Annotated in this window: 13 protein-coding genes; 2 read left to right on the top strand and 11 right to left on the bottom strand. The window is 61.4% G+C overall.

All coding sequences use genetic code 11. The features are described from left to right. Positions 1-41 precede the first annotated feature (41 nt). A complete protein-coding gene (locus BUC36_RS04375; protein WP_073271960.1) occupies positions 42-1265 on the top strand; it encodes a glycosyltransferase family protein in 1224 nt (407 codons plus the stop codon). Between the two features lie 10 nt (positions 1266-1275). After that, positions 1276-3030 carry an alpha-amylase family glycosyl hydrolase gene (locus BUC36_RS04380; protein ID WP_073271963.1) on the top strand — a complete coding sequence of 585 codons (1755 nt, stop codon included), beginning with the start codon at positions 1276-1278 and terminating at the stop codon, positions 3028-3030. A gap of 24 nt (positions 3031-3054) precedes the next feature. Here the strand turns inward: BUC36_RS04380 and BUC36_RS04385 are convergent, their stop codons facing one another. The 11 genes from BUC36_RS04385 to BUC36_RS04435 all read right to left on the bottom strand — a co-directional run bounded on the left by BUC36_RS04385 (position 3055) and on the right by BUC36_RS04435 (position 19210). Then, positions 3055-4836, bottom strand: a complete 1782-nt coding sequence (locus BUC36_RS04385) for a sensor domain-containing diguanylate cyclase (RefSeq protein WP_073271968.1) — start codon at positions 4834-4836, stop codon at positions 3055-3057. Between the two features lie 236 nt (positions 4837-5072). Further along, on the bottom strand, positions 5073-6872 hold the full coding sequence (locus BUC36_RS04390) for a sensor domain-containing diguanylate cyclase (protein ID WP_159435978.1): 1800 nt from the start codon (positions 6870-6872) through the stop codon (positions 5073-5075). Between the two features lie 30 nt (positions 6873-6902). Further along, positions 6903-8621, bottom strand: a complete 1719-nt coding sequence (locus BUC36_RS04395) for a sensor domain-containing diguanylate cyclase (protein ID WP_159435979.1) — start codon at positions 8619-8621, stop codon at positions 6903-6905. 364 nt (positions 8622-8985) lie between these two features. Then, entirely contained in the window at positions 8986-10194 is a 1209-nt protein-coding gene (locus tag BUC36_RS04400) for an MFS transporter (RefSeq protein WP_073271974.1), read from the bottom strand. Positions 10195-10269: 75 nt separating this feature from the next. Then, positions 10270-11490 carry an MFS transporter gene (locus BUC36_RS04405; protein WP_073271977.1) on the bottom strand — a complete coding sequence of 407 codons (1221 nt, stop codon included), beginning with the start codon at positions 11488-11490 and terminating at the stop codon, positions 10270-10272. A 24-nt stretch (positions 11491-11514) separates the two neighbouring features. Beyond that, the gene (locus tag BUC36_RS04410; protein WP_073271980.1) at positions 11515-13551 is read right to left on the bottom strand and encodes a transglutaminase TgpA family protein; all 2037 of its coding nucleotides are present in this window, start codon (positions 13549-13551) and stop codon (positions 11515-11517) included. Then, positions 13535-14557, bottom strand: coding sequence for a DUF58 domain-containing protein (locus BUC36_RS04415; RefSeq protein WP_073271982.1), 1023 nt, complete (start codon positions 14555-14557; stop codon positions 13535-13537). Before BUC36_RS04415 ends, BUC36_RS04410 begins: the two co-directional genes overlap by 17 nt. Positions 14558-14561: 4 nt before the next feature. Further along, positions 14562-15473 (bottom strand): AAA family ATPase, encoded by a 912-nt coding sequence (locus BUC36_RS04420; protein WP_073271985.1) that lies wholly within the window; start codon positions 15471-15473, stop codon positions 14562-14564. 262 nt (positions 15474-15735) lie between these two features. After that, a complete protein-coding gene (locus BUC36_RS04425) occupies positions 15736-16917 on the bottom strand; it encodes an O-succinylhomoserine sulfhydrylase (RefSeq protein ID WP_073274556.1) in 1182 nt (393 codons plus the stop codon). A 107-nt stretch (positions 16918-17024) separates the two neighbouring features. Then, complete coding sequence (gene purF, locus BUC36_RS04430) at positions 17025-18512, bottom strand: amidophosphoribosyltransferase (protein ID WP_073271988.1); 1488 nt, start codon at positions 18510-18512, stop codon at positions 17025-17027. Positions 18513-18715: 203 nt separating this feature from the next. Further along, positions 18716-19210 carry a CvpA family protein gene (locus tag BUC36_RS04435; protein ID WP_073271990.1) on the bottom strand — a complete coding sequence of 165 codons (495 nt, stop codon included), beginning with the start codon at positions 19208-19210 and terminating at the stop codon, positions 18716-18718. Positions 19211-19256: the final 46 nt, after the last annotated feature.

A 19256-nucleotide genomic window follows, 5' to 3' on the forward strand; every position in this document is an offset into this window, starting at 1 on the left:
GAGAAAACGTGAAATTCCGATAATCCGACCAGGAGCATGCCGTGACTGACTTTTTTCAGAATGGATCCATCACCACGCTACACAATCTCTCCAATCGCTCATTGGAGGAAATGGAGCGCGAGTTACTGGAGTTCTCCCGCCAACGGCCCATGTCACTGCTGTTGCCATCGCTCTATTCGGAACTCGAGGGCGAGGCCCTGCCGCGAATTCTCGACCACCTGGCACAGGTGCCCTATTTGTCGGAGATAGTGATCGGCCTCGATCGCGCCGACGAATCCCAGTACCGCGACGCCCTGGCCCAGTTTACCCGCCTGCCACAGCATGTGCGGGTGCTGTGGAATGACGGCCCGCGCCTGCGGGAGCTGGACGCAAAACTGCAGGAGCGCGGCCTGGCGCCGGTGGAGCCAGGCAAGGGCCGCAATGTCTGGTATTGTCTCGGCTATATACTGGCTTCCGGCAAGGGGGAGGCGGTTGCCCTGCACGATTGCGACATTGTGACCTACGACCGCATGTTGCTGGCGCGGCTCTTTTACCCGGTTGCCAATCCCAACTTCAGCTATGAATTCTGCAAGGGCTATTACTCGCGGGTCGCGTCCAATAAGATCAACGGCCGCGTCTGCCGCCTGCTGGTCACGCCGCTGATCCGCACACTGATGAAAGTTTACGGTCACACCGACTACCTGACTTATATGGACAGCTTTCGCTACGCGCTGGCCGGCGAATTTTCCTTCCGCCGCGATGTGATCAACGACCTGCATATACCCAGTGACTGGGGGCTCGAAATCGGTGTGCTGTCGGAGATGTACCGCAACTATTCCACCAATCACCTGTGCCAGGTGGATATTGCCCACGCCTACGACCACAAACACCAGGCGGTCTCCTTCAGCGACGACCATACCGGTCTGTCAAAGATGTCCATCGATATCGCCAAGTCACTGTTCCGCAAGCTGGCCACCCAGGGCACAGTTTTCTCCAGTGAAATATTCCGATCGATCAAGGCCACCTACTTCCGCATCGCCCTGGATTTCGTGGAGACCTACCGCAACGACGCTATTATGAATGGTCTCGATTTTGATATTCACCGCGAGGAGCAGACAGTGGAGCTGTTTGCCAGGAACCTGATGAAGGCCGGCCAGGCGTTCCTCGACAATCCTATGGAGACCCCGTTTATTCCCAGCTGGAGCCGCATCACCAGCGCCTCACCGGGATTTCTGCAGGAGTTACAGGCGGCAGTGGAGATGGATTTTGAGGAATACAGCAGATAGCGACGGATCCATGACTCAGTCCCCACTGCAAGAGTGCTCCCGCGAGATCATCGGGAAAAAACTGCTCGATCACCTGGCGGTTATCTATCCGAATGAAGACGGCGATCGCCTGGCGCAGCAGCTTATGCACGTCATGCGCCTCGATGAGGACTGCCAGAGCCCGCTGCCGCACAAAAACCTGTGGGACGAAACCGATGTGGTGGTTATTACCTATGGCAACACCATCCTCAGTGAAAAGCAGCACCCACTGAAGGCGCTGCATCACTTTCTGAAAACCCACTTCACCATGCTGATCAACAGCGTGCATATACTGCCGTTCTTTCCCTACTCCAGCGACGACGGGTTTGCCGTGGTCGATTACAAACAGGTACATCCAAAACTGGGAGACTGGAGTGATGTACTGCGCATCAGTACCGACTTCCACCTGATGGCAGACCTGGTCATCAATCACTGCTCGGCACAGCACGAATGGTTTATCAATTTTCAGCAGGGTAAGTCACCGGGGGCGGATTATTTTTTCGTCGTGGATCCCAATGAAAACCTGTCCGGGGTAGTGCGCCCGCGAACCACGCCACTGCTGCGCGCGGTCTCCAATGGCAGTTCCAGCAAATGTGTGTGGTGCACCTTCGGCCACGATCAGATCGACCTGGATTTCCGCAACCCGCAGGTATTGCTGGAAATGGTGGATATCATCCGCCTGTACCTGGATATGGGCGTGCGCATCTTCCGCCTGGATGCCGTGGCCTTCCTGTGGAAGAAGATCGGCACCAGCTGCATAAACCTGGAAGAAACCCACGAGATAGTGCGCCTGTTGCGTACGCTGATCGAGCACGCCGATCCAAACACGGTGATTATTACCGAAACGAACATCCCCAACCGGGAGAACCTTTCCTATTTCGGCAATGCCAACGAGGCGCACTGGATCTACAACTTCTCCCTGCCGCCGCTGCTGGTAAACAGCCTGGTCAGCGGCAACTGCCGGCATTTAAAGAACTGGCTGATGAGTATGCCGCCGGCACAGAACGGTACCACCTATTTCAATTTCATCGCCTCCCACGATGGCATTGGCTTGCGGCCGGTAGAGGGGCTGCTCAGCGACGACGAACAGGAAGCCCTGATCCAGACCATGGAAAATTTCGGCGGACAGATATCCTGGCGCGCCCTGGACGACGGCAACAAGAAGCCCTATGAAATCAACATTTCCCTGTTCGATGCGTTGAGGGGCACCACCGCGGGCGAAGACGAGTGGCAGATAGATCGCTTTATCTGTGCACATGCGATCATGCTGGCGCTGGAGGGGGTTCCCGCCTTCTATCTGCACAGCCTGGTGGGAACCACCAACGACTACCAGCGGATGCTCGAGCACGGGCACAATCGCGCCATCAACCGGCGACAGTGGCAGGAATCGGAGCTCAACCAGAAACTGAAAGATCCGACCACCCATCACTTCAAGGTTTTCGGCCAGTTGCGCCACTTGATCAAGTTGCGGCGGGAACAGCCGGCCTTCCACCCCAATGCCACCCAGTTCACGCTGCACCTGGGTGACCAGATATTTGCATTCTGGCGCCAGAGCATGAACCGTCGCCAGAGTATCTTCTGCCTGAACAATATTTCCGACGCGCCGCAGACGATCCCCCTGTCCAGTCTCAACCTCATTGGCACAGACTGCTGGAAGGACCTGGTCAGCGATCGAATTTATGAAGATATGCTGGGGACAGTCACACTGGAGCCCTACCAAACGCTGTGGATTACCAATCGCTGGTAGTGCCGGCGAGCGCCATGCGATGGCTCAGGCGGTAGCCTCGCGCGGCCCGGTCGACACGACGCAGTTGCGCCCACGCCGCTTGGCTTCGCAGAGTTTTTTATCGGCGTCGCAGATCAACTGGCTGAGGGAACGGTGACGCCCGCGCTCTGCGGCGCCGAGGCTGATCGACAGGCTGATGGATGTCCCGGCGGCGGCGATCTTGCTGGCACTGACTGCGCGGCGCAGTCGCTCGGCGAACCGGCGCGCCTGCGCCACACTGGTTTCCGGCAACAGCACCACAAATTCCTCGCCGCCCCAGCGCCCCACTTTGTCTCCCTCACGACTGCAGCTGGCGAGCAACCTGGATATCTGCACCAGGACCCGATCGCCGGCCGGATGGCCCAGGCGGTCGTTGACCGCCTTGAAGCGGTCGATGTCCAACATGATGACGCTCAGGGGGCGATTGTGGCGAACTGCCGTACTCCAAATTGACGCCGCGTCATCGTCGAAGGCGCGCCGGTTCAGCAGCCCGGTCAAAGCATCAGTGCGGGAAAGCTGCTCAGCCGCGCGGCATGCCTCTTCCTGTGACCGCACGCGACGCGCCACCGCCAGAGAAAAGAGCGTCGCCTCCAGGACGAGACCAATCTCCACGGCGTGAAATGTCAGCGTGTTGAGTGGCAGCAGGCCACAAAATGCAGACAGCGTCACCGCGAGACCAACCACGCTGCACAGCGCCGCGCCGAGAAAATAGCGCCCGGCCCGCTCGCCATGGCGACCCGAGAGCAGGCCCAGATAAACCACGCCGACGATAAATACTGCCGCAAAAAGAAATGCGGCCCAGACCGAGAACCACTGAACATCGGCCGCGGCTCCGGTAAAGACCAGTAAAACTGCCCCTGACGCAATGCCGATGCCCCAGCGCTGCGTGCTTGCTGCATAGGTATCCAGATGCAGGAAGCGACACGCAAACAAAAAGCCCGCGCTGCAGAAGAGTACCAGTGCTAGCGACAGGCCGTAGCGCTGGATAAACGGGTTATCCGGCCACATATTGCTATGACCGGAATAGATAAAGCTGAGCGCGATATAGCCAAACAGGTACAGGGAATACAAACCGTTACTTCGTTCGCGCAGCCCGTAGCAGAGCATGGCGTTGCCACAGACAAACGCCAGCAGGAAACCATAGAGCAAGCCATGGCCATAATGCGATTGTTGTTTGCGCTGTGCCAGCGCATCGTCGGAAAGCAGCGCTACGTCCAGCACCAGTGGTTCCGCGCTACTTGCGCGAATCAGTATGCCGCTGCGCCCACTGGCCAGCGTCAGCGGGAATAGATAGCCGATTCCCGGCGCCGCCTGCGCGGCGCCATCGCCAGATTCATCGCCAGAGCCATCGGTCGACCAGCGGCGTACGACGCGATCGCCGCGCACCAGATAGACATTCAGTTGGTCGATCCAGGGCTTCCCCACCGCCAGGTTTACCGACTTCTGTGTGGGCGAGGTATTGCTCAGCGGCAGGTAGATCCACACCGGCCGCGCGCCAATGCCAAAGCTCGGCACCGCGCGACTGTCAGCGTTAAACAGGTCTCTTTGCAGGGCGGAAATCGCCTCTTCCGGCGACAGTCGCGCGTCCTGCTCCTGCAGATAGCGGGCGCGGACAGTGAAATCATCGCCGCGCTGCTCGCCGGTTTTCTGGGGCTCCGCCAGAAGCGGGCCACTGACGAGCCAAAGTGCGCACAGCAGTATTTTCAGCCGAGCCGATGTTGGTATGACTGCCGCGACGACATCGGCGGACAGCCTGTGGAGATAGCCGGTGACAGTCGGTGCTCGCAAGCTAACCTCACCTGTTATTGGCCTGCCGGTATTTGTAGCTACCTGCCAACAATTGATGGTGCAGGCAGAAGCGGCAGAAGTTTTTATTCGGGAAAAGTCTAGATGCTGGCGGAGACGGCGACGTTGAAATGCGCGCGCAATTGCCGACGGGGACGCTTGGCCGGGCAGCGCAGGAGTGGAGTGCAGGAGTGGAGTGCACGCGGGCCTGCGGCAACAATCAACAAGCGGCGGGGTGATCACACGGCGTAATCGAAATCCCCGCAAGGCGCGACCCGGTTGCGCCCCTGCTGCTTTGCCTCATAGAGCTTTTGATCGGCATCGCACAACAGTGCGTCTAGCGATGCCTGGCTATTGCGCTGCGCCGCACCAAGGCTGATCGACAGCCTGATGGTCGCCGTGCCCGCCGCCAGCCGGCAATTAGCAACCGCCCTGCGCAGGCGCTCCGCGACCTGGCAGGCCTGCACCAGATTGGTCTCCGGCAACAGCAGAACGAATTCCTCGCCGCCCCAGCGCGCGACTCTGTCGCCCTTGCGGCAGAAACCGGCAAGCAGTTCGCTCACCGCCAGCAGCGCCTGATCGCCGAACTGGTGACCATGCAGGTCGTTGACCGACTTAAAGTGGTCAATATCCAGCACGATGACACTGAGGGGACGACCGTGGCGGACCGCCGTGCCCCAGATCCCGCTCGCATCCTCCCGGAATGCGCGCCTGTTCGGCAGCCCGGTCAGCGGGTCGATCCGCGACAGTCGCTGTGCGTGCAGCAGCGCATTTTTCTGCGCCCGCATCTGTCGGGCCAGCGCCAATGACAGCAGCGTAGCCTCAAGCATCATGCCGAATTCAACGCCGTGAAAAGTCAGCGTCGACATGGGAATCACCCCCCGCACAGACAGCGTCGTGGCAGCGACCCCGAGCATGCTGCAGAGCGCGGCGCCGAGGAAGTAGCGCCCCTCGCGCTGCCCGTGCCTGATCGACAGAACGCCGAGTAACACCATGGCAACGGAAAAGAATGTGACGAAGTTGAATGCCAGCAAAGCGGCATCCCACTGACTGCCCCGCCCGACAAAATAAGTCATCAGCATCAGTGCCGCCGCGCAGGTGGCGATCACCCACCGCCGGACTTGTGGCGCATGCTCTCCAAGCTTCAGGAAACAGCAGGCAAACAGGAAGCCACAACACCCGTACACCACCATCAGGACGAGAATGACAAATCGCTGAAATCCAACTTCGAGAGGCCACCACCAGGCGAAGCCATGGCCACTGTAGGCGATGCACATCGCGATAAAGCTCACCAGGTAGAGGGCATAGTAAAGGTAACTGCGGGAGCGAAAGCCGAGGTACAGCATCAGGTTGTAGCAGATCAGCGCTACCAGGAAACCGAAAAGCACGCTGTAGCCATACTGGACTCCGCGCGCTGCGGCCGCCGTATCCCGCGCCGAACGCAGGGACACGGACAGCACAAAGGGGTCCGCCGTCTGCGCGCGGATAAAGATCTGGCTGTGCCCCGGGGGCACCTGCAGAGGCAACCGGTAACCCATCCCGGGCACCAGATCCGCGGTGGCCGCGTGCGCGTCGCCGGATTTCCAGGCGTGAAGTACACGGCCGTCCTGCAACAGATATACATGCAGGTGATCCATCCAGGTTTTGCCGAGCGTGAGAATGCGCGGCGCACTTTCAGAAGTGTCATTGTGCAGCGCAAGCTGCATCCACACCGGCCGCGATCCTATGCCGAAGCTGGCAATCGGGTGACTTCCCGGCGCAAACCAGCCGTTTTGCCAGGCCTGATAAGCCTGGGAGAGGCGCAGCGGACCATCGCGCTCGACGAGAAAGCCGGCATGCTTACCCAGTGGGCCGCCGTATTGCTCAGTGATATGGAGGGGCTGCGCACAGGCGATACCGCCGACAAACAGACTCAAGCACAGGACTGGCAAAATGGCAGCGACGACACGGTGGCAGGCGGTACCCAGGCCGCTGCAAAGCTTCAACAACCCGAGCGGCGGCGCAGTGCCGTGATGTGAATTGTTATTTTCTAATGCCATCGGGAACATTCGCCATCGAAGTCTGGACGCTTACGCCGATACCGGTTCGAGCACCGGAGGCACTATCTGATTCCGGCCACCGCGCTTGGCTTCGTACAATCTGCCATCGGCGGCACAGACCAGATCGCTCAGGGAATTTTCAGCCTGAAGCTGTGCGGCACCGAGACTGACCGTCAGCGGCATGCCCAACCAGTCGGCCAGAATCCGCCGCCCTTCCACATCGCGGCGAATCCGTTCGCCAAGGGCAGTGGCCTGCCCGAGACCGGTTTCCGGAAGCAGCAACACGAATTCCTCCCCACCCCAGCGCGCCAGAATATCGCCCTCGCGACAATTTCCAAGCAACAACTTGGCCATATCCTGCAGGATGCGATCGCCACTGTCGTGCCCGAACTGGTCGTTGACCTGTTTGAAAAAATCGATATCCAGTAACAAAACACTCATCGGCCGACCGTGGCGCACCGCTGTGCTCCATAGTGGCGCGGCATCGGCCAGAAAGGCCCGTCGATTCAACAGGCCGGTCAGGCTATCGATTCGCGCCAAATGCTCCGCCTTCTGGCGCGCCCTGGACTGGTTGCGCATATGGTTACCCAGTGCAAGGGACAGCAGCACCGCTTCGAGAATCAGCCCGATCTCCACGGCGCTGGTGGTCCACACATTCGAGGCCAGGAGCCCGAAAGCGGTTAACAGCCCGATACCCAGGCCAAGCATGCTGCACAGGACTGCCGGCAGAAAATAGATACCCCTGGAACGAGCGCGCCGGTAGGCGAATACCCCGAGCACCACCATTGCCAATGTGAATACGGTGAACAGGCCATAAGCCAGATAGACGGCGGCATACAGCTGCCGCGCCGTGATGAACAGCGCCATGGCGGCCAGGGCCAGCAAAGACAGCCGCCTTATCGACATGCTGACTCGCGGTGTGAGTTGGTCGAGCTGCAGGAACCGCACTGCGAACAGCAGGCCCGCGCAGGCGTACAACACCATCGCGGCAAACAGCGCATACTGCTGAAAGCCGACCTGCCCCGACCACCACCAACGGAACCCGTGACCGGTATAGACCAAACTCAGCGCCATAAAACTCAGCACATACAGCGCGTAGTACAGATGGCTGCGCTCCCACAAACCGGCGAACAGTATCAGGTTGTAGAAAATAAAGGCGAGCAGAAAGCCGTAGAAAACTCCGTAGCGGTAGCGAAAGCCCCGGCTCGTGCGCTCAAAATCCTCCGCTGTCAGCAGTGACACCGGTAACAGAAATGATTCGGCAGTCTGCGCGCGCACAAAGAGCTCAGTGCGCCCCGGCATCAGTTCGACGGGAAACACATAGCCCATCGCCGGGAGCAGGAACTGCGCCCCGGGTACCATGTCTCCACTTCGCCAGTGCTGCTTGAGCTGTCCCGCGCGAACCAGGCGCACGTCCAGCTGGTCCAGCCAGGGCTGGCCCAGGAGCAGTTGATAGGTCAGGGGGCGGTCACTGGGATTGACCAGGGCCAGGTGCATCCACACCGGCGGTGACGCGATTCCAAAGCCGGCCGCGGTGCGCTCCTGCCGCTGAAATGCGCCCTGCTTCAGGGCTCGCTGCGCGGCAGCAAGGTCCTGTGGTGTGCCCTGCTCCAGCAGGTAACCGGCGCGCTCACCGAGTGGCCCGCTGCTGGCGCCCTGCAAAATCACCTCGGGCGCAGGAGCCTCCCCAGATCCGCGCCCCGGATTCCCGGCTGCGGAACTACAGAACAGCAGCGCCAGTAACGTCAAACTAAGGAATCCCAACCCCCTTCGCGACCACGGCTGGGAAGAGACGGAAAAAACGCTGCGACCTCCATTCGCTGCTGGCGCTGACAATTCTGTAAGCCTCTCGGTCCGGTCGTGTTCGGGAAGGGCTGTGCGGCCCCGCTATACGGTTGCGACAAAGCACTGTTCACTCAGGTAGTTTTGTGGTGGTGACACGGCGCCTGTCCATGGGTAATCGCCGTCACCCGCTAGCGAGCAAACCTCGAGTCTAATTCCCTATCACGGATCGGAATAGAAGCCTGGCGCCAGATTCCACGCTTTAGCCGTATAGCGCGAAAATTCGCGGAATTTCTCCGCAGGATTTAACCGGTCGGCTGAAGGCAGTTCGTTAAGCGGGTCCGGCAAGCTTCTGCCCGGCCGCAAAACCGCGCCCTATCCGCACTTCATTTCCCCGGGCCGGCTGGCCCGGGATATTCTGCGCCAGCAGCAGGGAGACAAGGGCCATGGCCGCACCACACCAGAAAACCGCCGCCGGCGATACCAGCCACAGCAGGCCAAAGAGCACCGGAATCGCCACCGCGGCGATATGGTTGATGGTAAAACTCACCGCGGCCGACGCGGCGATATCCCGCTCGTCGACGATTTTCTGGAAGTAGGATTTGATCGCAATCGCCATCGAGAAAAACAGGTGGTCGACAATATAGAGCAGCGCCGCGGCCGTGGCGCTCTCGGCCAGCGCATAGCCGCCGAATACCAGCGCCAGGCCGATATATTCGATGGTCAGCGCACTGCGCTCGCCAAAGCGCACGATAAATTTCCCCACGCGCGGGGCCACGTACAGATTGAGCAGGTGATTGAGAATAAACAGCAACGCAATATCGGCGACGCTGTAGCCGAATTTTTCCACCATCAGGAAGCCGGCAAACACCACAAAGATCTGCCGGCGCGCACCACTCATAAAAGTCAGCGCATAGTAGAGCCAGTAGCGCCGGCGCAGTATCAGTTTCTTGTGCTGACTGTGGGGCTGAGGGAAGCTCGGGAACAACAGCCAGATCAGCGCCACTATCACAATCGTCATACCGCCGCCGAGCATATAGATCCAGCGATAGTCCAGTTCCCACTGATCGGACGTGAGCCACACCAGTCCATAGGCCGCCAGCGAGGCCAGCGAACCGGCCGCGAGCATGCGCCCGAACCAGATCGCCGAGGTCTCTTTCGGCAGCCACTGCAGCGCCAGCGACGACTGCAGTGATTCATAGTAGTGAAAACCGGTGGACATGATCAGCGTGGTCAGCAGCAATCCCGCCGTGGTCGGAAACCACCCGGTGAGCGCGACACCGAGACCAGTGGCGATCAGGGCCAGAAAAGCCAGCCGCTGCTCGCGCACCAGCAGCAGTACAAAAATTACCGTAAAGGCGAGAAATCCCGGAATCTCCCGCACGCTCTGCAGCAGTCCGATATCCGCCCCGCTGAAGCCCGCCCGCTCAATCACAAAATTGTTCAGCAGTGCCTGCCAGACGCCAAATGACAGCGGCATGGCAGTGGCCAACAGCAGCAACATGATTTCAGCGCGGCGCCAGTTGTGAAATAAATGCATTAATCGTCCCCGATTCAATCGAACTGCCAAATGTATTGCCGCACAGTCACGGAGCATGTTCGGCGAAAAAGTGAATCACTCTTCGCCGTCGGTTATCGTCACCTCACGCAACGCGCCGCTGAACGCGACCAGAATAAATGCCAACAGGCTCAACATGCCCGCCCACATGAGTGTCGTCAGCGGCGCGGCATACTCGCTGAGCACACCTGCAGCCAGGGCACCCAGTGCGGCGGACCCAAACAACGCCAGCTGGTAAATGGAGATGATACGGCTGCGGTACTCCGCCGGCGCAAACAGCTGCACTATTGCCCGGCCCAGCGCCGCCGACGCTGCGGCCACGCCACCCCAACAGGCACACAGCAGAACCAGGCCGAGCGGAGTTGGGCCGTAACTGATCGCCACCAGCAGGGCAGCGCTATACAGCAAACACATAAGGATGCCGCGCCCCGGGCGCCTGCCCTGCCCGCGACGCAACATGGTGACCGTGGCGGCGACGGTCCCGGCAACGAAGGCCAGCTGCAGGGTGGCGTAGTAGCTGGCTCCGCGATCGTAATCTGCCGCCAGTAGCGGCAGCACCACGAGGAAAATGCCGATATGCACGAAGCCATTGAATGCCATCAGGGCGATAAGCTCTCGCAGAGCCGGCCGGCGCCACGCCTGCGACAATCCATCGAGAATCAAAGTGTGCGGTGACTTATCCTCCTTCGCGATGTGCTCGCCCCGCTCCCGCAACGTCAACATAAAGGCTGCAGCCAATAACAACACCACTATCTGAATACCCAGCAACAGTTGCGGCCCCCACTGATCGAAGCGACTCGCCAGCAGCATCCCGATTGCCTGGCCACCGTATTGCGCCAGCATCATCCAGGTAACGGTTTTCTGTACGCGGCTCTCCGTGGTGAGCCCCTGTCGGTCGCGGGCGCTGCGCTGCACCAGGTTGTCGCGCGCGGGTTGCAGAAACGCGGTACAGATACCGAGGCAGGCACCGTACAGCAGCAACAGCAACAAGTTGGGAATGCGATAGGAGAAATACAGCAGCAGCCCGCCGTGGCACAACGCCAGCCCGAGGCAGGCCAGCGCGGCCACCGCGGCGGAATCGCGCCTGTCCGCCAGCGCGCCACCGAACAGCAGGAAGACCAGGTTCGGCAGCAGTACCGAGGCCTGCACCCAGCCCAGGTGCAACGCCGGCAGTCCCACCACGGCTACCGCGATCCACGGCAGCAGCACCACCTGCAGGCCGGTAGCCAGCGATGTGCCGCTGTAGCCGAACAGGAATTTTTGCAGTCTTGCGGGCATGTTCACTGAGTGATTGATCTGAAACTACTCACCGGTGGCGATTCGGCCGGCGCCAACCGTTTTCAAAAACATAAAGTTCGCCCCCGGTGACCACTGTCGCAGCAACCGACGCAGCTGTTTTTGCGCCGCCGGATCCTCGCCGTAGGCGGCCTTTTCAAATGCGGCGGTAATCAGCTCGACCATCGGCGCCAGTGCGGGCTTTTCCACGCGTACGCGACGGGCAAAATCCCGGGGGGCTTCGCCTGGGCGGCGTGCGATACCGGCGCGGGCCATACGCCGGCAGAACTTCTGGTACAGCCGGCTCGCCGGCGGCAGGCGACGGCCGCGGCCGCTGAACCAGAGCCACAGCAGTATGCCGATCAGGGCGAGTGCCACCGGTACGGCAATGAACGCGGCCAGGCGCAGGGGGGATACTTCACCGAGTAGTTTCTTTAGCAGGTTCTGCTGTTTGTCGCTGTCGAAACTGACCACCGCCTGGTACCAGCGGTAATTGACCATGTCCCACTCGAGTCGCAGCCGGTTGAGAATACCGATGCGGTGTAACGGCAACAGCGAATCCGCCATGAACTCTTCGGCCGCGGCATTCTGCAAGCCATCGCGGATGCGTTCCGGCGACACCGCTGCGGTGGGATCCACCCGCTGCCAACCGCGTCCGGCAATCCAGATTTCCGCCCAGGCGTGGGCGTCGTACTCGCGCACCAGCAGGTACTCTTCCTGATCGACCCACTCACCGCCCTGATAGCCCGCCACCACCCGCGCCGGCACCCCGGCGGCGCGCATGGTAAATACATAGCTGCCGGCAAAGTGTTCGCAAAATCCCTGCTGGCTGCCAAACAGAAACTCGTCGATCGAATCCACCCCCAACGCCGGCGGTTTCAGCGTATACGTAAAGCTGCGATTGAAAAACTTCAACACGCGCGCGGAGATTTCCTCCGCGTCCAGGCCCGACGCGCGGAACTCGTCTGCCCAGGCACGCGTACGCGGATTGCCGCCCCGCGGTAACTGCAGGTTGCGACGGTGCTGGAAATCGTCCAATTCGCGAACATCGGTAAGGGTTTCGCGGGGCCAGGAGCGCACCTCGTAGGCAAAACGGCTGTAAACCGGCCCCCGCTTTATAATGCGGTCGTCGCTGGTTTCGCCGACACCGCGGGTGTCGGAGATGGGCCGCGCCATGGCAAACAGCCAGGGATTGTTGGTGCTCTCCTGGATCACCCGATAGCGATAGCGCGGCCCGACTTCGGGCAGGCTCTGCTCGCGGCCACTCCAGCGCACAACCCCACCTTCGCGCGGATCCACGCCGAAACCCTGGCTCCAGCGCCGGCCATCGAAATCGGAGTAGACCAGACCGCGCCAATAACGCTGTTCCGGCGCCGGTACCGGGCCGTCGAAGGCGATGCGCAACACCGGCTTGTCGGACTTGGAGAGACGGGTGAAGTCGCCGGGGGTCATGGAATCGCTGACACCGGTACTGGCACCGGATTTGTTCTGCGGTACGGCCCACAGGGGTCCCAGCCGCGGCATCACGATAAACAACAGCAGCATCAGCGGAACCGCCTGGGCCAGCAGGCGCAGGGACAATCCCAACGCCCGACGCGGGCGCGCACTGAAGTGGCCCAGTTGCGCGGCCAGTGCCGCGGTGATGACCACGACACAGATGGTGCCGTACAGTGCGTAGGGAATGGTCTGCTCGTAAACAAACAGGGTCGCCGCAACAAAATAGGCCAGTAGCAGGCTGAGGAAGGCATCGCGGCGGCTGACCAGCTCGAGATTCTTGAGCGTGAAGGAGACCGCCAGCAGCGCCACCATCGGTTCCAGCGCAAACCAGCGCCCATAGGACAGCGCCAGACCGCCCACCGTCAGGGCCACTACCAGTAGTTTGACCGCGCGTCCGGGCAGGTCGCGGCGGCCGCGAAAGACCTCGAGGCGCCAGTAGACGGCAAAGGCCCAGGCGCAGACGATCCACAGCGGCAGCAGCGCAAACTGCGGCAACAGCGCGGCAAACTGGGCGGCGAAAATCCACAGCAGGCTCTCGCGGGGCAACAGCTCACTTTGATTGGCCACTGACCCCTCCCCTCACCGGAAACAGCGCCAGCGCAGTCAACACGCGCTGCAGGTGTCCTGGACCACTCGACGGCGCCATCTCGATACCGGGGATCCGCAATCCGTAAGCGGTCTGTTCCCGCTCCGCCTGCAGCGCCCAGTGACACAGGTTACTGAGGCGGGTTTCCACATCGCGCCCGCCGAGCAGGTCCCAGTCCAACCACAGGCGCGCGTCGACATGGCTTTCGTACTCCTTGTTGTAGAGGTCGCGGCCACCGGCATACTGTTTCCAGGCCAGGTGGCGCAGCGAGTCTCCCGGTTGGTAGGGCTTGAGGCCGGCAAAGTCGTCGCCGCCGTGCAGCGCCCGCGGCTCCGCGGCAAGGTCGCTGCTTTCGCTGTCGCTCAGTGTCGCGCCGAGCGGCAGGGGCCCGGCCGCTATCGGCCGCGGATAGACCAGAAACTCGATATCCAGGTCGACCCAGCTCCAGCAGCGGAACAACCCCAGCGGGAAGCGGCTCTCTATGCGCAGCCGCGGCGCGCGGACTTTGCCGCGCTTAACCACCGGCAGCGCGACGCAGATCTCGGCGGTGCTGCGCTCAAACAGATCCAGCGAGGCCCCCTCTTCCGCGGACCAATACACCTGTATCCACTCCCGCGCGCGGCCGCCGCTGCGACTGACGGCGATCTCCGCCTCGGCATAGTCGCCGGCGAAGGCGGGGCGCGCCGCTAGCAGCTGCAGCTGCAGGCCGGACAGGTTGGCGAAGGTATGCACCGGCAATACGGCAAACAAACTGACCAACAGAAACGTCAGGGCGAAAACCAGGTTGTTTTCGTAATTGGTGCCCAGCAGCCACAACAGGACGACCACCAGCAGAAAACCCATCCCTGCGCGCGAAGGCACGATGAAGAGCTTGCCGTGGTCCAGGGTGACGCTGCGCGACGGCGGTGAGCGGCGACTCAGCCACCGCTGCACCAGTTCGCGCCAGCGGTCGGCGACGGGGCGGGCCATTTCGCTCAGCAAACTCATCGCATCAGGCCGCGATAATGTCGACCTGGCGCATCAGCCGCTCCACCAACTGGATGCCGTCACCGCTTTCACCTTGCAGGCGATGTCCGGCCACCGATGGCAGCACGGCCTGGAGATCTTCCGGCAGCAAGTGGCCGCGGCCGTGTATCAGCGCCCAGGCGCGGGCAGCGTGCAACAGTGCCAGGGCGCCGCGGGGAGAGAGCCCCACCGCGCACTCCGGGCTCTGGCGGGTGTGCAGGACCAGCCGCTCCAGATAGTCGAGCAGGCTTTCGGAGGCTTTTACCTGTCCCACCAGGCTCTGCATTTTCTTCAGCGCGGCGACATCGATACGCGGCTTCAGCTGTTGCAGCTGTGCGCGCGGATCCACACCGAGAAACAGTGCCCGCTCCGCCTCGCGGGTGGGATAACCGAGACTGATCCGCATCAGGAAGCGGTCCAGCTGGGATTCCGGCAGGGAAAAAGTGCCCGATTGATGCAGCGGGTTCTGCGTGGCGATAACGAAAAAAGGCTCCGGCAGTTGGCGCGTCTCGCCATCGACGCTGACCTGGCGCTCCTCCATCGCCTCGAGCAGCGCGCTCTGGGTTTTCGGTGAGGAACGATTGATCTCATCTGCCAGCAATAGCTGGCTGAACACCGGTCCCTCGTGAAAGCGAAACTGGCCGGAATCGCGCTCGAAGATGGAAACACCGAGGATATCGGCCGGCAACATGTCGCTGGTGAACTGCACCCGCTTGTAGGACAGACCCAGTACCTGCGCCAGCGCGTGGGCCAGTGTCGTCTTGCCCATGCCGGGCAGGTCTTCAATCAGCAGGTGACCGCGGGACAACAGGCAGGCCAGTGCCAGCTTGACCTGGTGTTCCTTGCCCAACAAGACCTTGCCGATATCGGCGACGATGGCGGAAATTAATTTTTGCACGGCAAATCCATTACTGCTCGGTTTTTCTTGTGGCCCGTTGTTGCGGGCTCAGGGCGGCGCTGATACCGGTAGCGATTTGCGGGACACGGGCTAGGCGCCCCCCCTAATACATCCCTGTAGGCTTGTCGGCGAGGTCCCTCGCCGACAGTCCCGCAAATCACTACCGGCACCAACGCCTTCGCATCGACGCCGATGCTCTACGACTATTAATCATAGGTGTTTGGCAAAAGGGCTCTGCCCGTGCCGTCACAAACTGCGCCAGTTACAGCTGCGCAAGTCCCCGCATCAGATCCCGCTGCAGGTCTTCAACATCTTCCAGCCCCACCGAGATACGAATCAGATTCTCGGTAATACCGGCGCGGGCCTTGTCCTCTTCGCTGAGGCGCCCGTGCGTGGTGGTGGCCGGGTGCACAATGGTGCTCTTGGCGTCGCCGAGGTTGGCGGTACAGGACAGGATTTTGCAACTGTCGATCACCTGCCACGCCGCCTCGCGGCCGCCGCGCACGGTGAAACTGAGCACGCCGCCGAACGCCGACTGCTGCTTGGCGGCGAGGAGGTGGCCGGCGTGTTTGGGCAGGCCGGTGTAGTTGACCTTCTCCACCGCTTCCTGCTCGTCCAGCCACCAGGCCAGCGCCAGCGCATTGCGCGAGTGCGCCTGCATACGCAGATTGAGAGTCTCCAGGCCCTTCAGAAAGACCCAGGCGTTGAACGGACTCATGCTCGGGCCGGCGGTGCGCAGGAACACCACCAGCTCGTCCATGATTTCCTGTTTGCCCACGGCGACACCGCCGACGCAGCGGCCCTGGCCATCCAGGTATTTGGTCGCGGAGTGCACGACAATATCCGCCCCCAGCGCCAGCGGGCGCTGCAGTGCGGGCGTGCAGAAACAGTTGTCCACCACCAGCAGCGCGCCGGCGCTGTGGGCCAGCTCGGCGAGCGCGGCGATATCGGCGACTTCGCACAGCGGGTTGGACGGCGTCTCCATAAACAGCAGTTTGGTGGATCCGTCCACGGCACCCTTCCAGGCGTCCATATCGGTGAGATCCACATAGCTCACACGCACGCCGAATTTTTCCATATAGCGGCCGAACAGTGCGGTGGTGGTGCCGAAGACACTGCGCGAGCAGATGACGCGATCGCCGCTTTTCAGCAGCGCCATACACAGGCTGAGAATGGCGGCCATGCCGCTGGAGGTGGCCACCGCCGCCTCACCGCCCTCGAGCGCCGCGATACGCTGCTCGAACATGCGCACGGTTGGATTGGTATAGCGGGAGTAGACGTTGCCCGGGCTCTCGCCGGTAAAACGCGCCGCGGCTTCGGCGGCGGAGGGGAAAACGTAACTGGAAGTGAGGAACATCGCCTCGGAGTGCTCGCCTTCCGGCGAGCGGATCTGGCCGGCGCGAACCGCCAGGGTATCCAGTGAATAACCGTCGTCTTCGAACATAAACCGTCCCGGGTTTCTGCGGTTGCGGAAGGCGGTCATGTTACCCGAAATGGCGGGGGATGGCGCCCTCTTCCGTTAGTGGACGAGGGCGCCGGAAGGTCTGCAGGTTACAGTGAGCCCTGGCTGCCCTTGCCCTGCTTGGCCTCATCGTTGCGCGCGGCGTGCAGCTGCTCGAGATACTGCTCGTCAACGTCGCCGGTGATGTACTTGCCGTCAAATACCGAACAGTCGAACTGCTCGATGGTTTCGTTGCCTTCGGCGGAACTGGCGACCAGGTCTTCCAGGTCCTGGTAGATCAGCCAATCGGCGCCGATCTCCTCGCACACCTCTTCGGTGGTGCGACCGTGGGCCACCAGCTCTTCCGCGGACGGCATATCGATTCCGTAGACGTTGGGGTATTTGACCGCCGGCGCCGCGGAAGCGAAGTACACCTTGGCGGCACCCGCCTCGCGGGCCATCTGGATGATCTGCTTACAGGTGGTGCCGCGCACGATGGAATCATCCACCAGCAGCACGTTCTTGCCACGGAATTCCAGCTCGATGGCGTTCAGTTTCTGGCGGACGGATTTCTTGCGCTGCTTCTGGCCCGGCATGATGAAGGTGCGGCCGATATAGCGGTTCTTCACCATACCCTCGCGGAACTTCACGCCCAGGCGGTAGGCCACCGTCTGGCCGGCGGTGCGAGCGGAATCCGGGATTGGGATCACCACGTCGATATCGTGATCGGGACGCTCGCGCAGAATTTTCTCCGCCAGGTGCTCGCCCTGGCGCAGGCGCGCCTTGTGCACGGACACACCGTCCATGATGGAGTCGGGACGCGCAAAATAGACGTGCTCGAAGATACACGGCGCCAGCGACGGATTCTCCGCACACTGCTCCGCATGCACGGTGCCGTCCAGCTCGATGTAAATCGCCTCGCCCGGCGCCACGTCGCGCACCAGGGTGTAGCCCAGCACGTCCAGCGCCACTGATTCAGAGGCCACCATGTATTCGGTGCCCTTGTCGGTCTCGCGCTTGCCGTATACCAGTGGGCGGATACCGTGCGGGTCACGGAAGGCGACGATACCGTAGCCGACGATCAGCGCCACACAGGCGTAGCCGCCGCGCACGCGCTTGTGCACCGCGCGCATCGCGGTGAAGATGTCCTCGGCTTTCGGCTGCAATTTGTGCTGTACCAGCAACTCGTGCGCAAAGACGTTCAGCAACACTTCGGAATCGGAGTCGGTGCTGATGTGGCGCAAGTCCTGCTGATAGATCTCCTCCATCACCTGATCTTTATTGGTGAGGTTGCCATTGTGGGCCATGGCAATACCGTAGGGAGAGTTGACGTAGAAGGGCTGCGCCAGGGCCGGGCCGGAGCCGCCGGCGGTGGGATAGCGCACATGGCCGATACCGAAGTTGCCCTTGAGGCGCTCCATATGGCGCGCGCGGAATACGTCGCGCACCAGGCCGTTGGCCTTCTGCTGGTTGAGGCGGTCGCCGTCACAGGTGACGATGCCGGCGGCGTCCTGTCCGCGGTGCTGCAACAGGGTGAGCGCATCGTACAACTGCAGATTGACGTCACTCTTACCGACGATACCGACAATACCACACATAGTCTTGGCCCTACTGGTCGAGAAGGGGCGATGAAATCGCCCCGTTTATTGATTCGTCGATCAAATAGATTCCCTATCTATTTGATCGGTCGCCCGCGATATTCTGGCGCAGATGCGTGGATCTGCTGGAATTTCGCGGGCTCGCGCCGGCCTGCGGCCGTCGGCGGCACATCCCTGTGCCGCAGTAACCCGTTACCGGGTTACTAAAACAATTCTACAAAAAAGCCCTTGATGGTCGCGGCCAGATCCCGCGCGCTGTCCTCGAATGCGAGGAAATGCGGAATCAGCGCCGACTCCTGCCACCAGCTGTCCTGCTCCACCGGCACCAGTGCCGGCGCCAGTATCAGCAGCGCCACTACGATAATCGCGCCGCGCAGTAGACCAAAGACCATCCCCAATACCCGGTCGGTACCGGACAGGCCGGTGGCCTCGACGAACGCGGACAGGGTCATATTCAGGCCGGCACCAGCCAGCAGTGTGAAGATAAACAGGATGGCGAAAGCGGCAATTGCCTGCAGCGATGGCGTATCCACCAGGTTGGAAAGCAGCGGCGCCAGTTGATCGCGGAACATCATCGCAACCACAAAGGCGGCAACCCAGGTAAGTAGGGACAGGGTTTCGCGCACGAAGCCGCGACTGAGACCGATCAGCGTGGAAATGGCCACGATTGCCAGAATGGTCCAGTCAGCCCAGTTCATTCAGTCCTACCTGCGTGGCGGCTGCTGCCGCGAAGAGCGCGCATTC

The organism is Microbulbifer donghaiensis, from assembly GCF_900129095.1.
GTDB lineage: Bacteria > Pseudomonadota > Gammaproteobacteria > Pseudomonadales > Cellvibrionaceae > Microbulbifer > Microbulbifer donghaiensis.